The organism is Paenibacillus sp. JNUCC 35 (assembly GCF_058269095.1).
Genome location: NZ_CM177771.1, coordinates 2494176 through 2515042, shown reverse-complemented (window position 1 = coordinate 2515042; position 20867 = coordinate 2494176). Strand labels below are relative to the sequence as shown.

The 20867-nt window shown below is 58.4% G+C and carries 19 protein-coding genes; 1 reads left to right on the top strand and 18 read right to left on the bottom strand.

Translation table 11 applies throughout. The annotated features are described in order from the left end of the window. Window positions 1-17 precede the first annotated feature (17 nt). The 7 genes from AC2TF6_RS11655 to AC2TF6_RS11625 all read right to left on the bottom strand — a co-directional run bounded on the left by AC2TF6_RS11655 (window position 18) and on the right by AC2TF6_RS11625 (window position 7921). Window positions 18-1469 (bottom strand): NAD(P)/FAD-dependent oxidoreductase, encoded by a 1452-nt coding sequence (locus AC2TF6_RS11655; RefSeq protein ID WP_491311127.1) that lies wholly within the window; start codon window positions 1467-1469, stop codon window positions 18-20. Next, window positions 1466-2212, bottom strand: a complete 747-nt coding sequence (locus AC2TF6_RS11650; RefSeq protein WP_491311126.1) for a methyltransferase domain-containing protein — start codon at window positions 2210-2212, stop codon at window positions 1466-1468. Before AC2TF6_RS11650 ends, AC2TF6_RS11655 begins: the two co-directional genes overlap by 4 nt. Further along, on the bottom strand, window positions 2199-3347 hold the full coding sequence (locus AC2TF6_RS11645; protein ID WP_491311125.1) for a type III polyketide synthase: 1149 nt from the start codon (window positions 3345-3347) through the stop codon (window positions 2199-2201). The genes AC2TF6_RS11650 and AC2TF6_RS11645 overlap by 14 nt, the downstream gene beginning before the upstream one ends. A 358-nt stretch (window positions 3348-3705) precedes the next feature. After that, window positions 3706-4290, bottom strand: a complete 585-nt coding sequence (locus tag AC2TF6_RS11640; RefSeq protein WP_491311124.1) for a YdcF family protein — start codon at window positions 4288-4290, stop codon at window positions 3706-3708. 98 nt (window positions 4291-4388) lie between these two features. Continuing rightward, window positions 4389-5660, bottom strand: coding sequence for a CynX/NimT family MFS transporter (locus AC2TF6_RS11635; protein ID WP_491311123.1), 1272 nt, complete (start codon window positions 5658-5660; stop codon window positions 4389-4391). Continuing rightward, entirely contained in the window at window positions 5657-6349 is a 693-nt protein-coding gene (locus tag AC2TF6_RS11630) for a FadR/GntR family transcriptional regulator (RefSeq protein ID WP_491311122.1), read from the bottom strand. Before AC2TF6_RS11630 ends, AC2TF6_RS11635 begins: the two co-directional genes overlap by 4 nt. A gap of 357 nt (window positions 6350-6706) precedes the next feature. Then, a complete protein-coding gene (locus AC2TF6_RS11625; protein ID WP_491311121.1) occupies window positions 6707-7921 on the bottom strand; it encodes an MFS transporter in 1215 nt (404 codons plus the stop codon). A 203-nt stretch (window positions 7922-8124) separates the two neighbouring features. On the opposite strand from AC2TF6_RS11625, the gene AC2TF6_RS11620 reads away from it, so the two are divergent. After that, window positions 8125-8688: a DUF1003 domain-containing protein gene (locus AC2TF6_RS11620; protein ID WP_491311120.1), complete on the top strand. Its 564-nt coding sequence runs from the start codon at window positions 8125-8127 to the stop codon at window positions 8686-8688. Window positions 8689-8694: 6 nt separating this feature from the next. Here AC2TF6_RS11620 and glsA read toward each other — a convergent pair whose 3' ends face one another. The 11 genes from glsA to AC2TF6_RS11565 form a co-directional block, all read right to left on the bottom strand. Beyond that, on the bottom strand, window positions 8695-9639 hold the full coding sequence (glsA, locus tag AC2TF6_RS11615; RefSeq protein WP_491311119.1) for a glutaminase A: 945 nt from the start codon (window positions 9637-9639) through the stop codon (window positions 8695-8697). Between the two features lie 130 nt (window positions 9640-9769). After that, window positions 9770-11038 (bottom strand): GAF domain-containing sensor histidine kinase, encoded by a 1269-nt coding sequence (locus AC2TF6_RS11610; RefSeq protein WP_491311118.1) that lies wholly within the window; start codon window positions 11036-11038, stop codon window positions 9770-9772. A gap of 187 nt (window positions 11039-11225) precedes the next feature. Next, window positions 11226-12308: a Rieske 2Fe-2S domain-containing protein gene (locus AC2TF6_RS11605; RefSeq protein WP_491311117.1), complete on the bottom strand. Its 1083-nt coding sequence runs from the start codon at window positions 12306-12308 to the stop codon at window positions 11226-11228. Further along, window positions 12305-13498, bottom strand: coding sequence for a GNAT family N-acetyltransferase (locus AC2TF6_RS11600; RefSeq protein WP_491311116.1), 1194 nt, complete (start codon window positions 13496-13498; stop codon window positions 12305-12307). Before AC2TF6_RS11600 ends, AC2TF6_RS11605 begins: the two co-directional genes overlap by 4 nt. Window positions 13499-13517: 19 nt before the next feature. Continuing rightward, on the bottom strand, window positions 13518-14078 hold the full coding sequence (locus AC2TF6_RS11595; RefSeq protein WP_491311115.1) for an SMI1/KNR4 family protein: 561 nt from the start codon (window positions 14076-14078) through the stop codon (window positions 13518-13520). Window positions 14079-14146: 68 nt separating this feature from the next. Beyond that, the gene (locus AC2TF6_RS11590; RefSeq protein ID WP_491311114.1) at window positions 14147-15379 is read right to left on the bottom strand and encodes an ATP-grasp domain-containing protein; all 1233 of its coding nucleotides are present in this window, start codon (window positions 15377-15379) and stop codon (window positions 14147-14149) included. Further along, a complete protein-coding gene (locus AC2TF6_RS11585) occupies window positions 15376-16731 on the bottom strand; it encodes a F390 synthetase-related protein (protein WP_491311113.1) in 1356 nt (451 codons plus the stop codon). The genes AC2TF6_RS11590 and AC2TF6_RS11585 overlap by 4 nt, the downstream gene beginning before the upstream one ends. Beyond that, on the bottom strand, window positions 16728-17573 hold the full coding sequence (locus AC2TF6_RS11580) for an MBL fold metallo-hydrolase (RefSeq protein WP_491311112.1): 846 nt from the start codon (window positions 17571-17573) through the stop codon (window positions 16728-16730). Before AC2TF6_RS11580 ends, AC2TF6_RS11585 begins: the two co-directional genes overlap by 4 nt. Then, the gene (locus AC2TF6_RS11575; RefSeq protein ID WP_491311111.1) at window positions 17570-18565 is read right to left on the bottom strand and encodes an NAD-dependent epimerase/dehydratase family protein; all 996 of its coding nucleotides are present in this window, start codon (window positions 18563-18565) and stop codon (window positions 17570-17572) included. Before AC2TF6_RS11575 ends, AC2TF6_RS11580 begins: the two co-directional genes overlap by 4 nt. Then, window positions 18489-19739, bottom strand: a complete 1251-nt coding sequence (locus AC2TF6_RS11570; RefSeq protein WP_491311110.1) for an ATP-grasp domain-containing protein — start codon at window positions 19737-19739, stop codon at window positions 18489-18491. Before AC2TF6_RS11570 ends, AC2TF6_RS11575 begins: the two co-directional genes overlap by 77 nt. Continuing rightward, window positions 19729-20727, bottom strand: a complete 999-nt coding sequence (locus tag AC2TF6_RS11565; RefSeq protein WP_218228653.1) for a beta-ketoacyl-ACP synthase III — start codon at window positions 20725-20727, stop codon at window positions 19729-19731. The genes AC2TF6_RS11570 and AC2TF6_RS11565 overlap by 11 nt, the downstream gene beginning before the upstream one ends. Window positions 20728-20867: the final 140 nt, after the last annotated feature.

The window sequence follows — 20867 nt, the reverse complement described above, 5'->3', positions numbered from 1 at the left end:
CGAATAGCAACCGAAGATTAGTATTCTCCTTCCGGCTTCAGCCGGGTGGCCTCTAATAATCCGGACGCCATACCCGGCGAAAGCTGCGCAAGACGCAGCAGCAAGCGCACCGCGGCCGGACTATCGAGGGAGGACTGAAGCAGTCGTCCCCACCTCAGCGGCCTCCCGAGCGTCCGCTTAACGGCGCGGACGTACTGCTCTTCCCACCCGGCAAGGCTGAGCTTCCCCCGCAGATAGTCGTCTGCCAGGGGGGCGCACAGCCGCGCCGAGCGGAGGGCCATGGACATGCCGTCCCCGCACAGCGGGGGAATCATCACCGATGAATCCCCCAGGCGCGGTACCATGTCCCAGGGGTTCAAGCGCCGGTTCAGCTTCACCGGCGCGACCGCTGCCTGTGCACCCGGCACAGGCAGCCCCCGCTTCAGCTTCGAATGAAGCGGGGGGCACCGCTGCGCGGCTGCTTCCAGCAGCGCGAGCACGCTCTTGCCCGCGCCGCGGAACGCATCCCGCGACAGCAGCGCGGAGACGTTGACGAGGCCGTCTTCTATGGGGCACAGCCCCAGGTAGCCGCCGGGAAAGAGATACAGCTCGACGACCGGCTCCATCTCGATTCCCGTGTAATGAGATTTGACGCCCATATAGTCGGGGGCGCTGCGTTTCCACGGGTTCAGGGATCGGCGGGTACGCCTGGCTTGGGCGGAGCGGGCCGGTTTTCCCGGGGTTGCCGGGGTTTCCCGGTTTGTTGGATTTGTTGGGTTTGTTGGGCTTGTTGGGTTTGTCGGGTTTGACGGGTTTGATGAGCTAGCTTGGTTTTTCTGATCTGCCGGGTTCAGCAAATTTAACGGCATGAAAGAATTTAACTGCCCCTCCGTTTCCGCGCTTGTCAGGATCGACGCACCTTGAGGCGCCTGCAGACTTCCCGGTGCTCCGGAAAACCTCTCCCCGCCGGAGTCACCCGGGCAACAAGCACCGGTTACGAGAGCCTGCCCGTTCGCTCCCCAGGCGGCAATAACCGTGCGGGCCCGGATGACCTCCATCCTGCCTTCTCTCTTCACTCTTACCTCGCAGCTCTCATCGGCAAGCCTCGTAACCGAGAGAACCGCCGCTGAGGTCAGGACCCGGGCTCCCGCCGCTGCGGCGGCTTCATGCAGCGCTTCGTCGAGCCGGAAGCGGCTCAGTCCCATTGCGGTTCCCGGCAGCGGGATGTCGACATGACCGCCTTCCGCGGAAATCAGCCGCGCCCGCTCGACGCGGGCAGGGCGAAGGGCCGACACGCGGTCCAGCAGACCGGCCGCATCCAGCGTCTGCCGGACTTCCGGCGACAGAAACTCCCCGCACACCTTATGGCGGGGAAAGCGGTGCCGGTCCACCAGCAGCGTCCGCCATCCTTTCTCCGCCAGGCTTTTAGCGATAAGACTTCCGGCTAAACCCGCACCCAGAACGGCAACGTCCGTCTCGGTTACGTTCATGGCTTACGCTCCGATCCCCCTTCCGGCTGTGGCTGCCGGGGAATCACGACCGCATAGCGGAACAGCGGTCTCCAGGAGACGTGATAACCGGGCGTCTCCAGTGCTTTCCCGAGAACGGACCAATCCTCCGGCGAGAAGCCTTTGGCGACAGATAGCGGTCCGTCATGACGGATGTAGCGGTTTCCCGACAAAACGCGGGAAGCCAGCCAAACGGCGGACCAGGCCAGCCAGTGACGGTGAATATCGTTAACGGCGATGCCGAGGCGGGACGCCCGGAGCATCGTGCGAACGACACTGGGGAGCTCGTTCGGGGAGAAGTGATGGAGAAACTGGGTGCCGGTCACAATATCGGCGCAGCCTTCGGGAAGCTCGAACAAACTGGCCCGCCGGATCTCCACTCTCGGTTCGCCGCGGAACAAACGCCGCGCCTCTTCGCAGGCTTCCTCTGTAATATCGCATAAAGTGACGGTAACGCGTATCTTGCGGTCGTCCGCCCAACGAAGCACGTGACGGTTAACGTCGCCGGAACCGGAACCGACATCAAGCATGGTCAGTTCTACCGGCTTTCCGGCTGCCGTCCACAATTTTTCGATTCCATACAAGGTCGGGCCGGACGCCGCAAACAGACGGTTGAGCCTGCGGAGATGCCGTAAAGCCTCCGTGAGCTCGGCTCCTCCGCGGGTGAGATCATCCATATACTCCGCTTCCGGCGAACGGCTGCGCAAGCGGTCAAACGGCGGCATCCGCTGTTTTCTCCCGCGCAGCGCCTACCGGAATGTAGGTGAACCGGATAAGCTCCGCCGTAAGTCCGGGGCCGAAGGCCAGAGCGATCCCGTCGGCGGCATCCGCTCCCGCCGTTCGGAGCTCCGTCCGCATCTGCTGCAGAACGAAAAGAATCGTTGCGGAAGAGAGGTTCCCGAAGTCCCGCAGCACTTGTCTGCTGGGCGCAGTCTGCTCTTCTGTCAGGCCGTATACCTGCGCGATCGCATCCACGATCCCTTTGCCTCCGGGATGAATCGCCCACAGCCCGGGAAGGTGTTCCCCGTCCAGCAGTTTACCGATCTCCTGCGGAATCCGGTTCGTAATAAGCTTGGGGATAGCCGGAGACAAATACAAGTCGAAGCCGAAATTGCCGACTTCCCAGGTCATCTCCTCCGCCGCTTCCGGAATGAGGACGGACCGGTGATTCCCCAGCCCGAATATCCCCTGCCGCGATTTTCCCGTGCGCCCGATTACGCAGGCGGACGCGCCGTCCCCGAAAAATGACGCTCCGAAAAGAGCTTCTTTACCGCCGGACGGCTGTATATGCAGCGTGCACAATTCGACGCTTACGATCAGCACGTTCGCCTGCGGGGCGGAATCCGCTATTTCACGGGCCAGGCATACGGCACGCAGTCCTGCCGCGCATCCGATGAATTGAAGCGGAATCCGGGAGACTTCCCTGGACAAGCCCAGTTCTTTTACAAGCGAGGCGTCCAGTCCCGGCAGGAACTGCCCCGTGCAGCTGACGGTGATCAGATGTGTGATGTCCGAGGCGGAAAGACCGCTGTCCGCCAGTGCCTGTCCGGCCGCTTGACGCGCCAGCGGCACCGATTCTCTTTTATAAACCGCCATTCGTTCGGCAGTCGACGGGATAAGACCCGGCTCCGTATCCGGCAGATAGCGGCATGAAGAAACCGGCGCCAGGAGATCGGGTTCGCAGGTGTACCGGGTTTCAACGCCGCACTGTTTGAACAGCCGTTTGGCCCAGCGGGCGGAATCGGGATAACGTTCCAAAGCCTGTGCCAGCCGGAGGACTACTTCCGATTGTTTCAGCGGGTAGGCCGGAACGGCCGTGCCTATTCCCAGAATTGCGGCTGCAGGAGTCGTCTGGTTCATCTACCGGTTCATCTCCTCGTCTATAAATAGGCCGGATTGGCCGAAAACAGTGAAAACGGCAGGCCGGTTCTCAAGTTCAATCAGCCCTTATACTCATCTGTATTCACAGCGGGCGAAGCTTAGTACAGGCTCTCCGTTTCGAGCGCAATTATGGCCGTGCCGCTCCATAGGCAAGCAACATGCGGTTGACCGCCTTCATGTGACGCCGAGCAACGTGCGCCGGGAGCCTTGCGCGGTGCGAATGTAGGTTTGATTCTTTTTTGCGCAGCAGCGTAATCGGAAGGACATGTATCCGTGACACATTGCCCCTGCCGTTCCCGCCAAATAAAAAAAGCCGCAAAAAGCGCGGCTTTTAAACTTATGAATTTTTGCCGAAAAAATAGCCGGTTAACTTCAGATACTCCGTGAAAGTAACCATCAGGCTCTTGTTATTGCCCCACCATTTCGCGGGAGTAAAACTTTTATCGGGGGCGGCCACGTAATGCAGCTGAATGCCGGAATCTTTGAACGCCCGGTCGAAAAGGAGCTTAACCCTTCTCATATGGTAGTCCGAAGAAACGACGGTCACGGATTTGAACGCATGTTTCTCGATGACTTTTTTGGAAAATACGGCATTTTCATACGTGCTGTCCGCCCGGTCCTCCAGGACGATAGCTTGCTCGGGAACGCCAAGCTCCATCGCGTGTTCTTTCATGAGATCGGCCATTCTGCTGTTCCGGTACACTTCGCCCCCGGAAAACATGAGAGAAGGGGCAACTCCGTTTTTGTACAGCTCGGCTCCTTTCTCCGTCCTTTCCCCCCTGTCTCCCGAGAGAACGAGGATCACATCGGATTTAACCGGTTCTTCCGTATAGACGAGGAAAGAGCCCGCGTTTTTCACCGCGATCATCAGGACAATGAACAGTCCGAAAGCAAGTATGAGTTTAATTTGTTTTTTCGTCAAAAAGCCTCACTCCATTTACCGGATCCATGCCCCCTATCTTACCACAGATGAACGCCGCATTTCTTTCGGATCTCGTAAACGCGTAAAACGTAAAGCCTTCATTCGGCTCCGCGTTCTTCTCCGACGAACCGGTTGGCCGCGGCCCCCTGGCCGACTACGAAGAGCAGTATGGCGATTGCGGCGAGCAGGAGAAGCGGAGTCGTCCACCCGCCTGTCGTGTCATGCAGGAACCCGAACAGAATCGGGCCGGCGGCGGCCAGCAGGTAACCGAATGATTGCGCCATGCCGGACAATTCGGCGGACTGCTGGGCGCTTCGCGTACGCAAGCTGAAGAACATCATCGCCAGACTGAACGCGCAGCCCCCGGCTATGCCTGTCAGGATAATCCACAGCGGCACCAGAGCGGTGCTTCCCAGCAGCAGTCCGAGAATTCCGGCCAGGAACAGCACGGACGTGAGGGTAACCAGGAAGCGCTGATTAGCCATTTTCGCCGCCAGGACGGGTACGACAAACGAAACGGGCAGAAGCGCCAGCTGCATCAGGGAAAGCATCCATCCGGCATACCCGGCGGAAAGTCCTCTGGTGTTCAGGACAGCCGGCAGCCAGGCGACAAACGCGTAGAAGAACGTCGACTGAAGTCCCATGAACAGGGTGACTTTCCAGGCCAACGGCGATTTCCAGACGGAAACGTCTCTACCGCCGGAAGAATTCGCCGAAACAGCGGACACCCGGGCCCCTTGGCGGGCTTTGCGGATGCCGGTCACCTGCGGCAGCCAGAAGAGCAGGGCGAGAACGCTCAGCGCGGCCCAGGCCCCCAGAGCGCCTTTCCAGCCGAGGCCCAGGCTGTTCGCCGCCGGTACGCTGATGCCGGATGCCGCAGCGCCGCTCAAGTTCATCGACACGGAGTATACGCCGGTCATCAGGCCGATCCGGGCGGGAAAGTCCCGCTTGATCAGACTGGGAAGCAGCACGTTGCACAGGGCGATGGCTACTCCCAGCAGGGCGGTTCCCAGAAAGAGCGTACCTGCTCCAGACGCCGAACGCAGCAAAATTCCGGCCGTCAAGATTGCAGCCGCGGCGAGCAGAACCGTCTCGATCCCGTACTTGCGCGCCCATTTGGGCGCAAACGGGGAGATGACGGCAAACATCAGCAGAGGCAGCGTCGTCAAAGTGCCCGCCAGCGTATTGGAGATGCCGAGCTCTCCCTTAATGGTGCCGATCAAAGGACCGACGGATGTGAGCGGAGCTCTCAGTACGGCTCCGATAAATAAAATGCCGACGATCAGCAGCCAGCCGGCGGTTCGCGCCGTATCTTGATCCTGCCGCGCCAGCGGCAGTTCTTCGGGTTGTGTCATGTCTCTGGTGTTCATGATTGTTCCTCCAAGCGTTTCAGATCGTTTCTCGAGTGCGAGATATATTCGTGGACAGCCTCTGCGGCTTCTACCACATCCTGACGGATGATGGCGTCGATCATTTTGGCGTGACTGCGGCGATAATGTCCGATTTCCGGGATAAGCCCCGACAGACTCCGCACGGAATGATCCAGCGCTTCGGTCATATGCGCATAAAGCTCGCTGAACAGCTCGTTATGCGCGGCTGTGACGACTGCCTGGTGAAGCCGGATATCCGCGCCCGAGTAGGCCTCCATGTCCCCGGATTCCTCCGCCGCCGCGCACGCATCCAGATGAAGCTTTAAGGAGTCGATGTCTTCATCCGTTCTGCGCTCCGCCGCAAGTCTTGCCGCTTCGCGTTCCAGCGCCTGCCGTACTTCCAGCGTCTCCACCAGGGTGGATTGCCTGACCCGCTTCTGCAGAACGACGCCAAGAACACTGGACGAGCACACATACGTTCCGTCCCCCTGCTTCGTCTGAAGCAGCCCCGCATGAACCATGGCCCGCACGGCTTCGCGGATCGTATTGCGGCTGACGCCGAGCGTCTCCGACAGCTCGGGTTCCGGAGGAATACGCGTTCCGACGGGCCACCGGCCGGATTCGATTAAAGTTTGGAGCTGATCCGCTACCTGCTCGACCAGCGTTAATTTTTTCGGTTTTTCCAGCATATTTCACAAACCTCCAAACATAGGATGATTGGTCTTTATCTAAAATAGCACAACGAGAACGAACTGTAAACCGTCTCCCTCCTAAAGTTTCCGATGCGTGTTGCATTATTCCTTCACGGCACTCGCCCGCATGACCTCTCTTCGGGGCGCCCTTGGTTCTAGACAAGACGGCCTCATCTGCTGCCCCGGAACATCTTCCGCCCATAAAAAAGGATTGTCCCATGATGAGACAATCCTTTGATGAATTTCCCGCCGGAACCAATGCCCGGTATCCTCCGGCCGTTCGACGAGATATGCTTTTTTTACAAACGCCGCTCGTTTCGGGATTCGATGTCACAAATCTGCGGCCGTCTCCGGTCAGGAAGAAAGCTCCTTGCCCTTGGTCTCGTCCCCCCAGAACAGCACGGCCAATGCGCCGATTAGGATCACGACGAAAAAAAGGATGAAAATCGCCTGAATGCCGATTCCCCAGCCTACGAGTACACCGACCAGCAGCGGGGCGACGATGCCTCCTATCCGTCCGAACGAGGCGGCAAGTCCCGCACCCGTCGAGCGGATCGCCGTCGGATACAGCTCCGGCGTATAAGCGTACAGCCCGCCCCAGGCTCCGAGGTTGAAGAAAGACAAGCACATGCCCGCGGCGATCAGCATGCCTTCCGTCAAAGCACCGCCAAACCATACGGCGCTGAATGCGGTCAGCACAAGATAGGTGACCAGAACGAATTTACGGCCGAATTTCTCGATAAAATACGCGGCCGTAAAATAACCCGGAAGCTGAGCGAGTGTCATGATGAGCACATACTGAAAGCTTTTGACGAGCGTAAAGCCTTTCAGCACCATCACCGTAGGAAGCCACAGGAACATGCCGTAATACGAAAACACAACCGTAAACCACAACACCCACAGCATCACGGTCGACCGGCGGTAATCGCGGGACCAGACGGATTTCACTTTCGCGGCAAATGAAGTTTCTCCCGACCGTTCTTTCCGGAACCTCGGAGGATCTTCAATCGCCCGCCTCAAATACAGCGCGTAAAGCGCGGGCAAGGCCCCGATGACGAAGGCGGACTGCCAGCCGTACTTCGGGATGACGAAGTACGCGATCAGCGCCGCCAGAATCCAGCCTCCCGCCCAGAAGCTCTCGAGCAGCACGACCGCTCTTCCCCTGTCCTGCGCGGGCATACTCTCCGACACGAGCGTGGACGCGACGGGAAGCTCCCCGCCCAGCCCGACACCCGCGATAAACCGCAGGATGCAGAGGACGGTAAAACTGGCGGCCAGAGCGGACAAGCCGCTGGCGGCCGAAAAAATAAGCAGCGTCCATAGCAGGACGGACTTGCGCCCGTAGCGGTCGGCCAAATAACCGGCTATCGCCGCCCCGAAGGCCATCCCGACCGAGTTAAGACTGGTCAGTACACCGACCTGCCCCGCACTGAGCTTCCAGTGGACCGTCAGAGCCGCGACGATAAACGAAATAATGCCTACATCCATGGCATCGAACAGCCAGCTTAAACCGGCGCTGAACAGCAGTTTTCTCTGTTTAGGATTTTGAAGCATCGCGATAGCGCGCATTGGGCTTCTCCCTTGTCGTTTAGTAGGTATGGGTCCGCTTATTCTGCCCCTGTCCAAAGGGAACATTCCGGCATCCCCCTATTCTTTTCCAGTTAAGAGGATAAGCGGACCGGGTAATTCACTATTTTACCCCCATTCACTTAAATTGGCTAACCTTTTCAAGAAAAATAAAAGCTGTTAAGAAGCCGGGAGGAACAGACACCATGAGGAATAAAAACGAGTCGGAGAGAACTTCAGAAGAACAGCTTTTTAAGCAGTTGGAGAATTATCCCCGGCAGAAACTTCACAAAGAGGATGTCGATCGCGTCACCGAAATGGTCCGCGACTATCAGGGGAAGATCAAGGCGCATCTGCACGAGCAGCAGGAGAAAAAGACGAACCGCTGGGACCGGATGGCCGATCACGTTGCTGTCCTGGCCGGCAGCTGGTGGTTTGTTACGGCATCCGCCGTCACCATTACGGTGTGGATGCTCGTCAACAGCGAAAGAAATTCGTTGTTTATTTTGAGCTTCTCCCTGTCCATCCTTTCCCTGTTTCAATCGACACTGATTCAGAAAAGCCAGAACCGCCAGGCCGTCAAAGACAAACAGGAACAGATGCTCGACATCGCCATCAATTATAAAGCCGAGCAGGAGAACCTGGAAATTCAGCAAAACTTAAAGGAGCTTGAAGTAAAGCTCCAATGGATCGAGCTCCGGTTATCCGCCCGCTCACGCGCCAAAAGCCGCCCCGGAAGGACTAAAGCCCCGCGCGCAAGGCAGAAATAAGCAGGTTTAAAACAAGCTCCAGTCAAAGCGCCCCGACAGCTTCTCAAGCAAATCGACGCCCGCAACGCTGTTGCCTTTGTGATTAAGCGCCGGCCCGATAACACCGATTCCGTACCGGCCGGGCACGAGAGTCAGAATGCCGCCGGAAACGCCGCTTTTGGCCGGCAGTCCGACGCTGATGGCGAACTCTCCGGAGGCGTTGTACATTCCGCAAGTGGTCATGAACGTTTTGGCGATCTGTACGAAGCGCCGTGGAATGAGCCTTTTCCCCGTGAGCGGATCTTGTCCGTCAAAAGCAAGAACCAAGGCCATCCGCGAAAGGTCGCCGCATGTGACCCGGATCGAGCAGTGGCAGAAATACACCTGGAGAACTTCTTCGACACTGCCGTCCAGAACCTCGTTCTCCTTCAGAAAATACGCCAGCGAACGGTTCATATGCCCGGTTTCATTTTCCGACCGGTATACCGCCTCGTCATAATCCAGCTTGTCGTTTGCGGCGAGCTCCCGGAAAAACGACAGCACTCTCGCCGACTTCGCCTCGGTCCCGTCGCCTTTGATTAACGAAGACACGGCGATCGCTCCCGCGTTGATCAAGGGATTAAACGGGATGCCCGGCTCGACCAGCTCCAGCTTCAGCATGGAGTTGAAATCGTCGCCCGTCGGCTCTTTGCCGACCTTGGAGAAGACGGTTTCTTCCCCGTGATCCATTAGCGCAAGTATCAGCGTAAACACTTTGGAAATACTCTGCATCGTGAAAGGCAGCCCGCAGTCCCCCGCGGACAAATGTTCCTCCTGCCCGTTCAGCAGATGAATGCCCAGTGCGGACGCCGGTGATTTAGCAAGCTCCGGAATGTACGACGCCACGTTTCCCCGGGAAGTCAGCTTGCGGCTTTCTTCGACCCACTGCGGAAGCGCCGCCCGGATGGCATTGAATTCAGGATCGGCATTCATGGACTTCCCTCCTCTATCTCCATTTCGTTTTATAATTTGTCGCGTTCTTTCCGCATTCCTTCTCGATAAAACAAGTATGACCGCCAAACGAAAAAAAGATGACAGAAACGCGGGGCGCTTCTGTCATCTTTTATTTAAATTCTTTCACTTCCGCAGCTTCGGCCGCTTCGGCATACCTGCTCAGCGTAAGGGAGAAAATCAAATCCGTTTCTTTCTGTCTGTCGCTCTCCGTCCAGATTTGGCCTTCCATGAGGTCGACCAGCTTCTTGCTGATTGCCAGATCCAGACTCGTTTCATAGATGGGGACGGAAGATCCGCCTGCTTTGCCGCCGGCCGTTTCCAGCAGGAACTCCAGCTTATCGGGTGTAATGAGCGGCGCTTTGACGGCAAAACGGATATGATGAACATCGGGATGGTCCGTATCCGGCAGATTGACCGCCGCGAGGGTAAGTTCACCGGATCGAGCGTTCTTGGAGGCATGATCAAGCAATTTGACCAGCGCATCCCGGATCTTCACCGGATCGCCGACTACGACGGAAGGAAGTCCGGGCTCCGCGTCGAGACGGATTGTTCGTCCTCCCGTATTTCGGATTTCGTACAGATTCACGACTTCTTCCAGAGCAGGAAGCAGTTCGAAGGGCTCCGCCTCCACCGCCACGCCGCCCGATTCCATTTTGCTGTAGTCCAGAATGTCCGTTACGAGAGTAAGCAGCGAGCTGTTGCTCGTTTCAATGATGTTCATATAGCTCTTCTGCTCTTCGCTCAGCTCCGTATCCTGCATCAGATCCGTCATGCCCATGATGCCGGTCATCGGGGTCTTGATCTCCTGCCCGATCATGGCAAGAAGCTTGCTCTTGATTCTAGACGACTGCTCGGACGCCGCATGGGAATCCCGGAGAATCTGCTGGGCTTCCCGCAGCTCCGCGACCGCATGTTCAAGCTCCACCACGTGGGCAAGAAAGACCGCCATGGCGCTCAGCGTTTTGAGATCGGTCTCCGAAACGGGATAAGACGGATGATCGAGAATACAGATCGTGCCGTAAAATTGACCGTTCTTCAAAATAATCGGCAGCCCGATAAAAGAACGGCTTCCGAGCGCACGGGTTACTTCCAGCTCCGCGGTAAGCGGACTTGAAGCCGTGTCGGAAATAACGAGAGGCTCGCCCGCACGGCGTCCCACGAGACTGCAGTAGCTGATGTCGAAAGGAAGCTCATCCCCTTCCTTCACGAGCTGCTCCCGCCGGTTGAACGCCTTCAGAATCGTGTTGGTCCGTCCGTCGTTCGTTGCGACAAAAATGGTATTCACTTGAAGCAGTCCGCTGACGACTTCAATTATATGAGCAGCGGCTTCTTCTATATTGTTATAAAAACCGGATGGGTCCAGGTGCCTGTTTGTCATAGCTATCACACATCTTTCTCTACTTTCAGATAACGATCTTTCCAAGTGTACTATATTTCCGGCTCTTTCAGGCATAAAGGTTTTGAAAAAAACAGAATACTTCTAGAAATCCCATCTAAATTCACGGAAATAACAACATATACCGGAAAATCGCAAGATTTTGAAAGAAATCATGGGATAAATAGCCTTACACAAACAACTGGACCTTTTTCTCAAAAGAGGTGTCGTATACCTTTCCCTTCATAAGTTGTTCCAGATACGGGCGGATCAGGTCCGCCTGCGTGGAATGAAAGCTTTCGCCGCCCCACCGTTCGATGGTTCGCTGCTGGGTTTCTACGATGGCGATGTCCTGATTCAAGGCTTTTTTCAGAAAAGGGGTCAGCATCCGCTTCTTCAGCCCGTTCGTGAACCGGCCGCGCTTCATCGTGATAACCGCATAAATATCCTGGTAAGCGAACGAAGTCGGCCTCATCACGGCCGTAATAAGCAGCGTCAAGCCTTTGGCGGAAGAGTATTCGATCTGGGCGACGCCGGGCATATAAAACCGGCCGAAGCTCCGCTGCCTGTCCCGCTCGAATAAACGCGAGATAAGACCGGCCTGCCCGGATTCGCCGGTATATTCGATTTCGACGGCGGCGCCCTCCGCCCGGATGCGGGCGTTCACGGTCTGGCGGCCGCTGTCCGTACGGATGAGGCCGGCGTGGACATAGTGCGTGTGCGTGGCGTCCAGCAAATTTTCCGCCGCGTTAAGCAGCGAACCCCGGACGGCCGTTTTCCAGACGAAGGAGTAATACTCCGGGTTGTTCATAAACGGCAGGGCCAAAGGCTCCGGCTCCGGAACGGATACTTCCTGCGGTTCCCCTAACCGCGCCCCTCCGCCGAGCCGGACCCACAGAAAGCCGTCCCGCTCCCGCAAAGCCACCGGCGACGCGTCGTGGTGGGGACCCGGCTTGAACGTGCACAGCCCCGGTACCCGGGTGCAGGCTCCTGTCCCGTCGAACTCCCACCCGTGGTAAGGGCAGACCAGCTTCCCCGCTTTCAGCCTGCCTCCCGAAAGCGGCACGTTCCGGTGCGGGCAGCGGTCCAGCAGCGCGTGCGCGCCCTCTTCCGTGCGGAACAGGACGAGCGGCACGTCAAGCACCGTCAGCCCGAGCGGCTTCCGCTTAAGGTCCCGCGACGGACAAAGCGGGAGCCAGTGCTTTTCCAGCTCGGCATAGAGAACTTCCTTCCCGGCGTCCGTCTGGCAAACATCGTTCCTCGTCAGATTCATAATCGGTACTTCCTCATCACGGGTACCCCAACTCCATTCAAAAGATGACTCAATCCGAGCCATACGGCCCGCCGCCTCAGAGGCAGATGCCGGATATAGACGGCGCTGTATTCGATGGCCGGGCGGCCTCCCCGGATCCGTTTGAAGTGCGCGGCGCCGGAGCTTAAATGCAGCAGCTTCCCTTCCTCGGCAGCCCGGGTCAGCACCAGGCTCATCAGCATCCGGTACAGCCCTTCCTTTTGCGGAAGAGCGGTGTTGTAACCGACCAGCGGCGCCGTAATGACACCGGCTTTATCGAAACAGCCGATTACGCCCTGCAGCACCCCCGAGCTGTCTCTCAAACCGCGGATCCGCAGCAGCCCGTGCCGATGGCAATTGGCGATGTAAGCCTCCGTGAAACGAGGATTCAGCCGGGAATATTTACGGATGTACAAATCCTCGTAAAGCTCCACGATACGCGGATAATCGGACGGCTCAATCCCTTCGTGCTCCACAATCCGCAGCGGTGAGCGCCGGAGCAGTTTTTGGTCCCATACATTGTTCGGTTTGTGCAGGTAATCCGGCTCGCGCCCCTCGAAAAAATACACCTGCCGGCTCGGAACGAGAATCCACCCCAGTCCGGTCAGGTCTTTCATCAGCTGCGGATTCGTCACCTCGTTCAGCGACCTGAAAATGATCGCATGTGACGGAAAACGTTCCAGCAGCCCGGCGGTCAGCACACGGACATCCTCTTTCGGCAGCTCTTCATACAAATTCGTCGAGAGCAGCCAGTTATTGACGTGTACGTTCCGGTTGATCCGGGCGCTTTTCAGAAGCGGCGAAAGGATGCCGATCACTCCCCGCAGCGCGCCTTTCAGCAGCTCGCTCTTGAACAGAACCAGCTCTTCCAGCGCGTAGGACACATAGGTCGAGTAAGGCGAACAAACATACGAGTTGTCATACTCCGTTTCATTCACCGTCACGGGAAGCAGCTGCTCCCCGGCCCGGACCAGCTCCACCTTCGTCCGGACATTCCGGATATACGCACCCGCGCCATTGCCGATCAGCGGCTCGGTGTAGGCCGCCGTCATTTTGTTAGCCGGATGATTTTTACCCGGGCCGATTTCATTCGAGGGGGAATCCCCCGCTACAGCTCCGCTTCGCGGCGTTTGTCCTGCCTGCCGTTCTATAGATTCAGCCGGCTGTGTCATTCGCTACCTCCCCGGCCGTTTACGTGTAACGGCTGTCTAATTCTTCGTCCAGCGAGCTTCTTCCCCGGCAAAGCGCCTCAAAGGAATCCGCCACCCGGACGCAATCGTCGTACCCCAGATTTCCCGAATGAGCGGCAAGGATAGGATATTCGCCTTCCACGGGCGCTTTTCTCATATCGAAAAGATAATGATTGCCGCAGCCGTCCATCGCAAAAGAAACGGATAACGGCATGTATTCGGGCAGCTCGTACGCCAGGTTCATCTCACGGAAATCGGAAGTGGAGAAAAACTGGAAATATCGTTCCCCGGTCCGAAACTCCCCTCCGTCCGAGTAACGCAGAAATTCCGCATACGCGCCCGGCAGTTCCCCCTGCGGCATACGCCATCTTGTCGGATCGATCGGGATGTATTTATTGTAAAAGGGCGAGTTTGCCGGAAAAGGATTCTTCTGTCTCGCGGTGATTTCCTGAATCTCTTCTTCCGTCAAAGGCAGCTTCCATGTTTGATGGAAACTCTCCAGAATTCCCTCCGCCGCTCCCGCTTCTTTAACGAACACTTCGTCGAAAAAATAGTCCCGCAACGGCAGGCACCTCCTGTTCTGTCTTTGGTCTTAGCCTGAAAGAAAGGCCGCCGCAGCGCGGCACGCCCTCAGTTCAAAGCTTCTCCGTCCCATTCGATATCGGCGGTTGCCGCATCTTTAAACGGAATCCGCCTGCGCAGCGAGTCAAAAACCGTTTCGGCCAGACTACCCGCATGCAGCAGAGGCACCCACGGGTCTTGCCTGCTGAAAAGCACATCGCGCCCACGCCGGAAATCGTTGAACCACCGCCCGATTCCCGAAGGGTTGAAGCCGTGGTAAAAGGGATTCGCCAGCATCGCGTACCCGATCATCGGGGGAGCTTCCGCATGCTCCAGGCTTCCGGGGCTTCCTGGTCTTATCCGGATTGCCGCCGGATTTTCCAAAGAAGTACGGCCGCCGGCAAAAAGCTTCCCCCCGGTCACTTCGGAAAGCCGTTCTCCCCTGCGGCCGAACGGCTTCATCAGCCCCGCGGTGTCTGCGAGATGCAGTCCGCTCGTCGCCCTCGGGTTGCATTCCAGCACGTGCAGGGTGCCGTCCTTATCTTCTATGTAGTCGAAAGCCACATGCCCTGTAAAATCAAGCTTGCGGACCAGTTCGGCCGCGAAGCGGTCGATTTTCTCGCGACGCACCGGCTTGAAGTAATAGCCGGAAGCCTGGCCGAGCCGGTACAGAGGCTCGTAGGTACCGTACGCGGCGATTTCGCCGTCCATGGCCAAGTGATAGCTGCACAACTCCCGGCCGCGCACGTACCGCTGCGCGATCCAGGGCCGGTCCGCGGACGGCGCAAATCCCTCCGGAAGCCGCGCCGGAGCCAGAAGCGCCTCCGAAGCGAAGCGGCTGTACACCGGTTTGAAAGCGAATGCGGACGGATCGCCGAGTTCTTTCAATTGTGCGGCGGATGTGAGCAGCTTCGTCTCTGGCGTCTGCGTGGACATGCCTTCCGTCAGTCCGGAGAATGTCCATTTGTTGTGCAGCGAGTTCAGAACTTCGAAATCGTCGCAGAACACGCGGCAGTACCGGGCCAGCTCTTCCCGCCCATGGGCGATATAAAAAATTTCCTCGCTCGTAGGCAGGAGCAGATCGATTCCGGCAGACCGGATAATGGCCGCCAGCGCGGCAATAAATTCCCGGTATCCTTCTCTCGGAGAAGGAACATGGAAGAATTCTTTTACCGCCCGCGATCCGCGGCACACCGGAAATTTGACACTGTCCGCGGCATATACGTTCCACCCGGAATCCCGGAACCGCCTCGCCAGATCCAGAGCCGCGTAGGAGCGGCAGCCTGTGAGGAGCACATTCATGTGCTGCCGATCCACCCGTCTCTTGCCGTCATGTCCGGCTCTACGGTATAGGCGCGCTCAATTCTGCGCAATTTCGTTAATCCGGGCTGGAACGAGTAAGGCGTAAACGTGATTTCCGGAGGCCGGCAGCCGTGCCGGGCGAAAATCCCGGCCAGTTCCCGCCGGAGCGGTCCGGTGACGTCCGGCACTCCTTCTTTCGTGCGGACCGATACCTCCAGACGTTCCCGATCACGCTGGATGACTTTGTATTCGGTGATTCCGTCCGAAGCCAGCATCACCGCCCGCCGGATGAAATCCGGGAAGACCGGAACGTCCTGTCCTCCGTCCATACTCCGGCCGAAGAACAAGTCGTCCGTGCGTCCGCTGACGGATTCGACCGCCGTGAACACCGAACCGCAGGGACAAGGTTCATCCCGGAGCGTGAGCAGGTCGTTCAGCCGGTAGCGGATGATGGGCTGGGATGTACGGGAAAAATCCGTAATCACCGGCATAAACGTCCGCCGCCCGGAATCTACGTACTCCCGCTGGATCACGGCAATATCCTCATTGAGATGGAGCGTCCCATGTTCGCAGGTTGCGCCAAGAAACCCTTCGGTGCATTGATAAATCTGGTGCACCCGGGTCCGGAAAGCAAGCTCGATTACCTGCCGGTCGACCGGTTCCAGCACTTCCGCGACGGAAATGATTTTGTCCGGCGCAATCGCCAGTTCTCCCCGCTGCTTCGCTTCCGCCAACAGCCGGAGCATGGACGGCGGGGCGATCAGGAGGGTCGGCTGCAGCCGGCCGAGCCGCTCGATATGCTCCGGGACCGGGCGGATCATGTCGAAGAAGCTGAACCGGATTCTCCGGGACCGCACCGTCTGGTACAGGTTGCTGTCCGCCCGGAGAAAGAAGGCGATCCGGTGCTTCCGCAGCAGGGAACCCGGCAGAGCTCTCGCCAGGGCGGCGCCCGCCCACGCCGCTCTTTCCTCGGCGCTGACGATGAACAGCCCGCGGTTGCCCGACGTGCCGGAGGAAAGCCCGACGGTAACCCCGTTCAGCTCGGGGGTAAAGTCGCGCTCCCGCTCGGCTTGAAGGGCCGCATGGAGCGCTTCGTCCTTCGTGATGCCCGCGGTGTTCAGCTCGTCGAAGGCGTCCATCATGGCCGTCTTGTCTATGGTCGGCCATTCGCGCCAGCTATTCGGCGGGAGACCTTCAAACAGGCGGGCGTAGAAAGGCGACTTGCGCCGGGTTTCTTCCAGAAAAGCCCGCACCCGCGCGTTTTGCCAAGCCTCAAGGTCTTCCCGGCTTTTCCATCTTTGCCCGTTCCATTTGGTCAGGGCGTATTGTTTGAGCAGCAGGATGAGTTTCACAGGAGTTCAATGCCCTCCTTTCCGCAGAGTTCCCAGGCTTCCGCGCAGTGGGTAAAAAGTAGGCGCATCTGCGGCTGCCTGCGGTGCAGCTCCACGAGATTGCCGAAAGTACGTTTGTAGTCCCGCCTGCCGTCGAACAAAATAAAAGCGGGCGGACTGGGCAGCCGGTTTTCCCGCACGGCCTGCGCCGACCAGCTTGCGTCCGCGCCGAGCAGCACGGGATTTCCGTCCGCTCCCCTCAGGAAGACGCCGATCTGGTGAGCGGCATGGCCGGAAAGATCCACGGCGGTCACACTCCCGTCGCCAAAGAGGTCCCAGCCCCGCTCGAACGGGCGGCATGCGGCGGGCAGCGTCGCTTCCGGGCACTGCTCCACCCAGTTTGCCCGGGCCTCGAAATCGGGAGGAATCAAGTCCGGGAGCACCGCTCTTTTTACCGCAGCCAGCCCTTTTAAGGAAGCGACCGAATCATGGCCCGCTTTCGAGCAGATGAACTTCGCGTTCGGAAAGTCCGCCAGCCCGCAGATGTGATCCGCATGAAAATGCGAAATTATGACCGCAGTCACATCCTCCGGAGCGTATCCGGCCGCCCTTACATGCTCCGCGGCGGTTAGATGTTCCCCCGTCTCCACCGGAGTCGTCCAGCGGTACAGCGCATAGGGAAGCCGGCGTGTCGCCTCCGCAAAACGCGGAGAATATCCCGTATCAAACAAAATTAACCCTTCGGACGGATGCTCAAGCATGGCAAAAAGGCCCGGAAACGCGACGGACCGCCATTTCCCCCCGCGAAGTGACAGGATCTCCAACTGCTTGCAGGTACCCGTGCAGTGCATCGTCAGCTTCATGCGTGTCCCTCCTGTTCCCGCCACCATAGGCTGAACCGCCGGATGCCGTCCGCGACAGAAACCCGGGGCTTGTAGCCGAGCTCCCGCTCCGCTTTGGAAATATCCAGCGTCTGGCTGAAGGCCAGCAGCGCCACTGTGTATCTCGTGAGCATCGGTTCTTTGCGCGCGAAAGGAAGTGCGGCGAACGCTTCCATCGCCGCTGCGGCGCCGTAAGCTGCCGGATACGGAACCTTCCGGGCGCGGAAGGGCATCTCCAGCAGCCGGAAAAGCTCCGCCAGCAGCTCGTACACATAGACGGGCTCTCCGTTGGTGATGTTATACTTCTGCCCGTCACAGGTCTTATCGGCGCGGGCGCAGCACAGAAGCGCTTCCGTCACGTTGTCCACGTAGGTGACATCCATAAACGCGCGTCCGCCGCCGAAAACGGGCACGAACTTCTCCTCGTTGGCCCGCAGCAGACGCGGGAAAATCGCCGTGTCTCCGGGACCGAAAAGCCCTCTCGGCCGGATCGTGATCACCGGAAGACCGGCCCTGCGGGCGGCGTCCAGTTCGCTTTCCGCCAGACGTTTCGTCTGCGCGTAGGCATTGACGCCTCTCATCGGCAGCGGTTCTTCTTCGGAGATACCGTAGCGGTCCCGGTAGTCGAAATAGATCGACGGGGTGGACACATTAACGAGCCGCCGGACGCCGTGCTTCATGCAGCCCCGGATGATCTGCCGCGTCCCGGTCACATTGGACGTGTAGAAATCGCGGTAAGCCCCCCACGGAGAGGACATCGCTCCGCAGTGGAAAACAATCTCGTGGCCGCGCACGGCCTCCGGCATATCCTCCGACGCCAGGTCCATCCGTACAAAATCGGCCCCTTCTTGCGCCAGCCTTCTTCCGGCTTCCGGGTTGCGCCCGACCGCCGTCACCTCATAACCTTCCTCCAGCAGGCGGCGAATCAGATTTCCTCCGAGAAAACCTGTCGCCCCCGTCACTAACGCTTTCATAGTAACCATTCCATTCGATGTCGTAAGTGGTAATCTCTTTAAGAGGCACGCGTTTTGCCCGCGCTTCTCTCCATAAGTCCAGCAAAATCCGGCCTTGGGCCAGAGCAGGTCCCCAGTCGCCCGGACTGAAAATCACATCCCTGCCCCGCGCAAGGCTGGCGATCCAGTGGCGCAGCCCGGCAGGCGTTCCGCACGCGGCCGCCCCGTACATCAGCATCGCAGCGGCAATCATCGCGGGACGGCCGCCGGGTGAAGGGCTTATAACCGTGTCCGTGCAGTCCATCAGGGCCCGGTCTATTCCCTCTTCGGGCGTAAACAGATGCAGCCCGCTCGTTGCCCGCGGATTGCACTCCAGCGGATAAATAACGCCGGCTTCATTGACGATAAAGTCAAACGCGATCTGTCCCGTAAATCCGATTTCACGGACAAAATGCTCCACCCATCCGAAGAGATCCTGACGTCCGCAGGTTTTGAAATAAATAGTCGCGCCCCGTCCCGCCGTGAAATCCGCGGCGTAATCCGCATACGCGGTCAACCGGCCGTTGTGGGCAATGGCATAGACGCAGTATTCCTGCCCTTCGACGAAATGCTGAGCGATCCAGGGATTCTCATGCGAGACGTTAATCCGGGGCCGTTCTTCACCCGGACTGAACAGACGTATGTGATTCGCGAATCTGGAGAAAACAGGCTTCAGCACCCATTTCCGCGCGCCCTCCCGTTCCAGAAGCGCGTGCATGTCCTCTTCCGTTTCCAGAAGGACCGTATGGGGTGCAGGCAGTGCCATCTCCTTTACCCGGCGGATAAAGGACGCTTTATCATGAAGGGCGATCAGCTTGCCGAAATCATCGACCAGCACGGTGCAGCCCTGCAGCTTGTCCTTTATTTGAGCGATGTAATAAATCTCTTCGCACGTCGGGATCAGCAGGTCGATGCTCTGCTCCCGGACGATTGCCTGTAGCGCTTCCGCAAAAGCGGACGGATTGTCCCGCGGTCCCGGAATGCGGATAAACTTCTCAATGCAGCGCGAAAAGCGCAGCAGAGGGTTTGCCAGACTGTCGGCCGCATAAATCGTATGGCCGAGGGCCGATAGCTGGCGGGCCAAATCCAGCGCGGCAGGCGCCCGGCCGCCGGTAATGAGAATGCGGCGGCTTCCGGACTTCTTGCTAGTACTCAAGAAGAAGCCCGCCCAGGGACAGCCCGGCCGAGATGCCGATAACGGCCGTCAAGTCTCCGCGTTTCAGCCGGCCCAGCCGGACCGCTTCGTGCAGCCCCATCGGCAGCGAGGCGGCAATCATATTGCCGTGATGTTCGATGATGTTCATCAATTTGTCGTCCGGAATCCGCAGCTTTCGCTGAAGCAGCCTCATCGCCATGGCGCTTCCCTGATGGGGAATGACGAGTGCGACGTCTTCCAGCGTGACGCCGCCTTCTCCGAACAGCTTTTTCAGAAAATCGGGCAGCAGCTTGGACGTCTTCTTAAACAAGGCTTCCCCCTGCATATCGAACAGGAAATCCGCGATACGATCCGGCTCGTAAGCGATCGAGGGCAGCTTGGAGCCGCCCCCTCTCACCTCGGAGAGCGCCGCGCCGGAGCCGTAGGTTTCTATACGGGAAGCCACGATCCCCGAGCTTTCGCCCGCAGGTGTTTTCCCGACTACCACGGCGGCCGCTCCGTCCCCGAACAGGATCGCGCTTTCCGACTGGCTGTAATTCAGGCCAACCGAGGCAATTTCCGGGGCCACCAGCAGGACACGCTCATACCGGCCCGCGTCGATCAGATAGGAAATCAGATCCAGCCCGGCCAGAAACGACAGGCAGGTGGAGTTGACGTCCAGACACGGAATGCCCGAATCGCCCAGCTTCATTTCACTTTGGATCAGCGCCGCCGTACATGGAATGGGCTGCTCCGGAACCGCATTCGTACAAACGATGCAGTCGAGCTGCTCCGCTTCCAGACCGGCGTCCGCCAGTGCCGCGAAAGCGGCCTTCGCCCCCATCTGCGAAACGCTCTCGTTTTCCGCGTAATGCCTGACCTTTACTCCCGATTTTTTATACACCCAGCCCTCGGGTTTGCCGAGCCTTCTATCCAAATCTTCTGCGGTTACCCGCTTTTCCGGCAGATAGGCCCCGGTTCCCAAGACCTTCACTTGTCGAGTTTTCATGCTGTTTCCGTCGCTTTCCGTTTATTTTAACAAGCTTCCCGCAGCCCTCGGCAGCTCCGCCCCTGGCGGAAACATGAAAAGGACCCGGTGCAGGCAGCGAGTCGAATTGACCTAGGTCTTAAGAATCCCATTCGACATTT

Coding starts and splice junctions, on each gene's coding strand:
- AC2TF6_RS11600 (WP_491311116.1), bottom strand. CDS start 13,498: ATGACACAGCCGGCTGAATCTATAGAACGGCAGGCAGGACAAACGCCG.
- AC2TF6_RS11580 (WP_491311112.1), bottom strand. CDS start 17,573: ATGAAGCTGACGATGCACTGCACGGGTACCTGCAAGCAGTTGGAGATC.
- AC2TF6_RS11650 (WP_491311126.1), bottom strand. CDS start 2,212: ATGCCGCCGTTTGACCGCTTGCGCAGCCGTTCGCCGGAAGCGGAGTAT.
- AC2TF6_RS11630 (WP_491311122.1), bottom strand. CDS start 6,349: ATGCTGGAAAAACCGAAAAAATTAACGCTGGTCGAGCAGGTAGCGGAT.
- AC2TF6_RS11605 (WP_491311117.1), bottom strand. CDS start 12,308: ATGAATCTGACGAGGAACGATGTTTGCCAGACGGACGCCGGGAAGGAA.
- AC2TF6_RS11625 (WP_491311121.1), bottom strand. CDS start 7,921: ATGCGCGCTATCGCGATGCTTCAAAATCCTAAACAGAGAAAACTGCTG.
- AC2TF6_RS11590 (WP_491311114.1), bottom strand. CDS start 15,379: ATGAATGTGCTCCTCACAGGCTGCCGCTCCTACGCGGCTCTGGATCTG.
- AC2TF6_RS11645 (WP_491311125.1), bottom strand. CDS start 3,347: ATGAACCAGACGACTCCTGCAGCCGCAATTCTGGGAATAGGCACGGCC.
- AC2TF6_RS11565 (WP_218228653.1), bottom strand. CDS start 20,727: ATGAAAACTCGACAAGTGAAGGTCTTGGGAACCGGGGCCTATCTGCCG.
- glsA (WP_491311119.1), bottom strand. CDS start 9,639: ATGAATGCCGATCCTGAATTCAATGCCATCCGGGCGGCGCTTCCGCAG.
- AC2TF6_RS11635 (WP_491311123.1), bottom strand. CDS start 5,660: ATGAACACCAGAGACATGACACAACCCGAAGAACTGCCGCTGGCGCGG.
- AC2TF6_RS11575 (WP_491311111.1), bottom strand. CDS start 18,565: ATGAAAGCGTTAGTGACGGGGGCGACAGGTTTTCTCGGAGGAAATCTG.
- AC2TF6_RS11620 (WP_491311120.1), top strand. CDS start 8,125: ATGAGGAATAAAAACGAGTCGGAGAGAACTTCAGAAGAACAGCTTTTT.
- AC2TF6_RS11610 (WP_491311118.1), bottom strand. CDS start 11,038: ATGACAAACAGGCACCTGGACCCATCCGGTTTTTATAACAATATAGAA.
- AC2TF6_RS11655 (WP_491311127.1), bottom strand. CDS start 1,469: ATGAACGTAACCGAGACGGACGTTGCCGTTCTGGGTGCGGGTTTAGCC.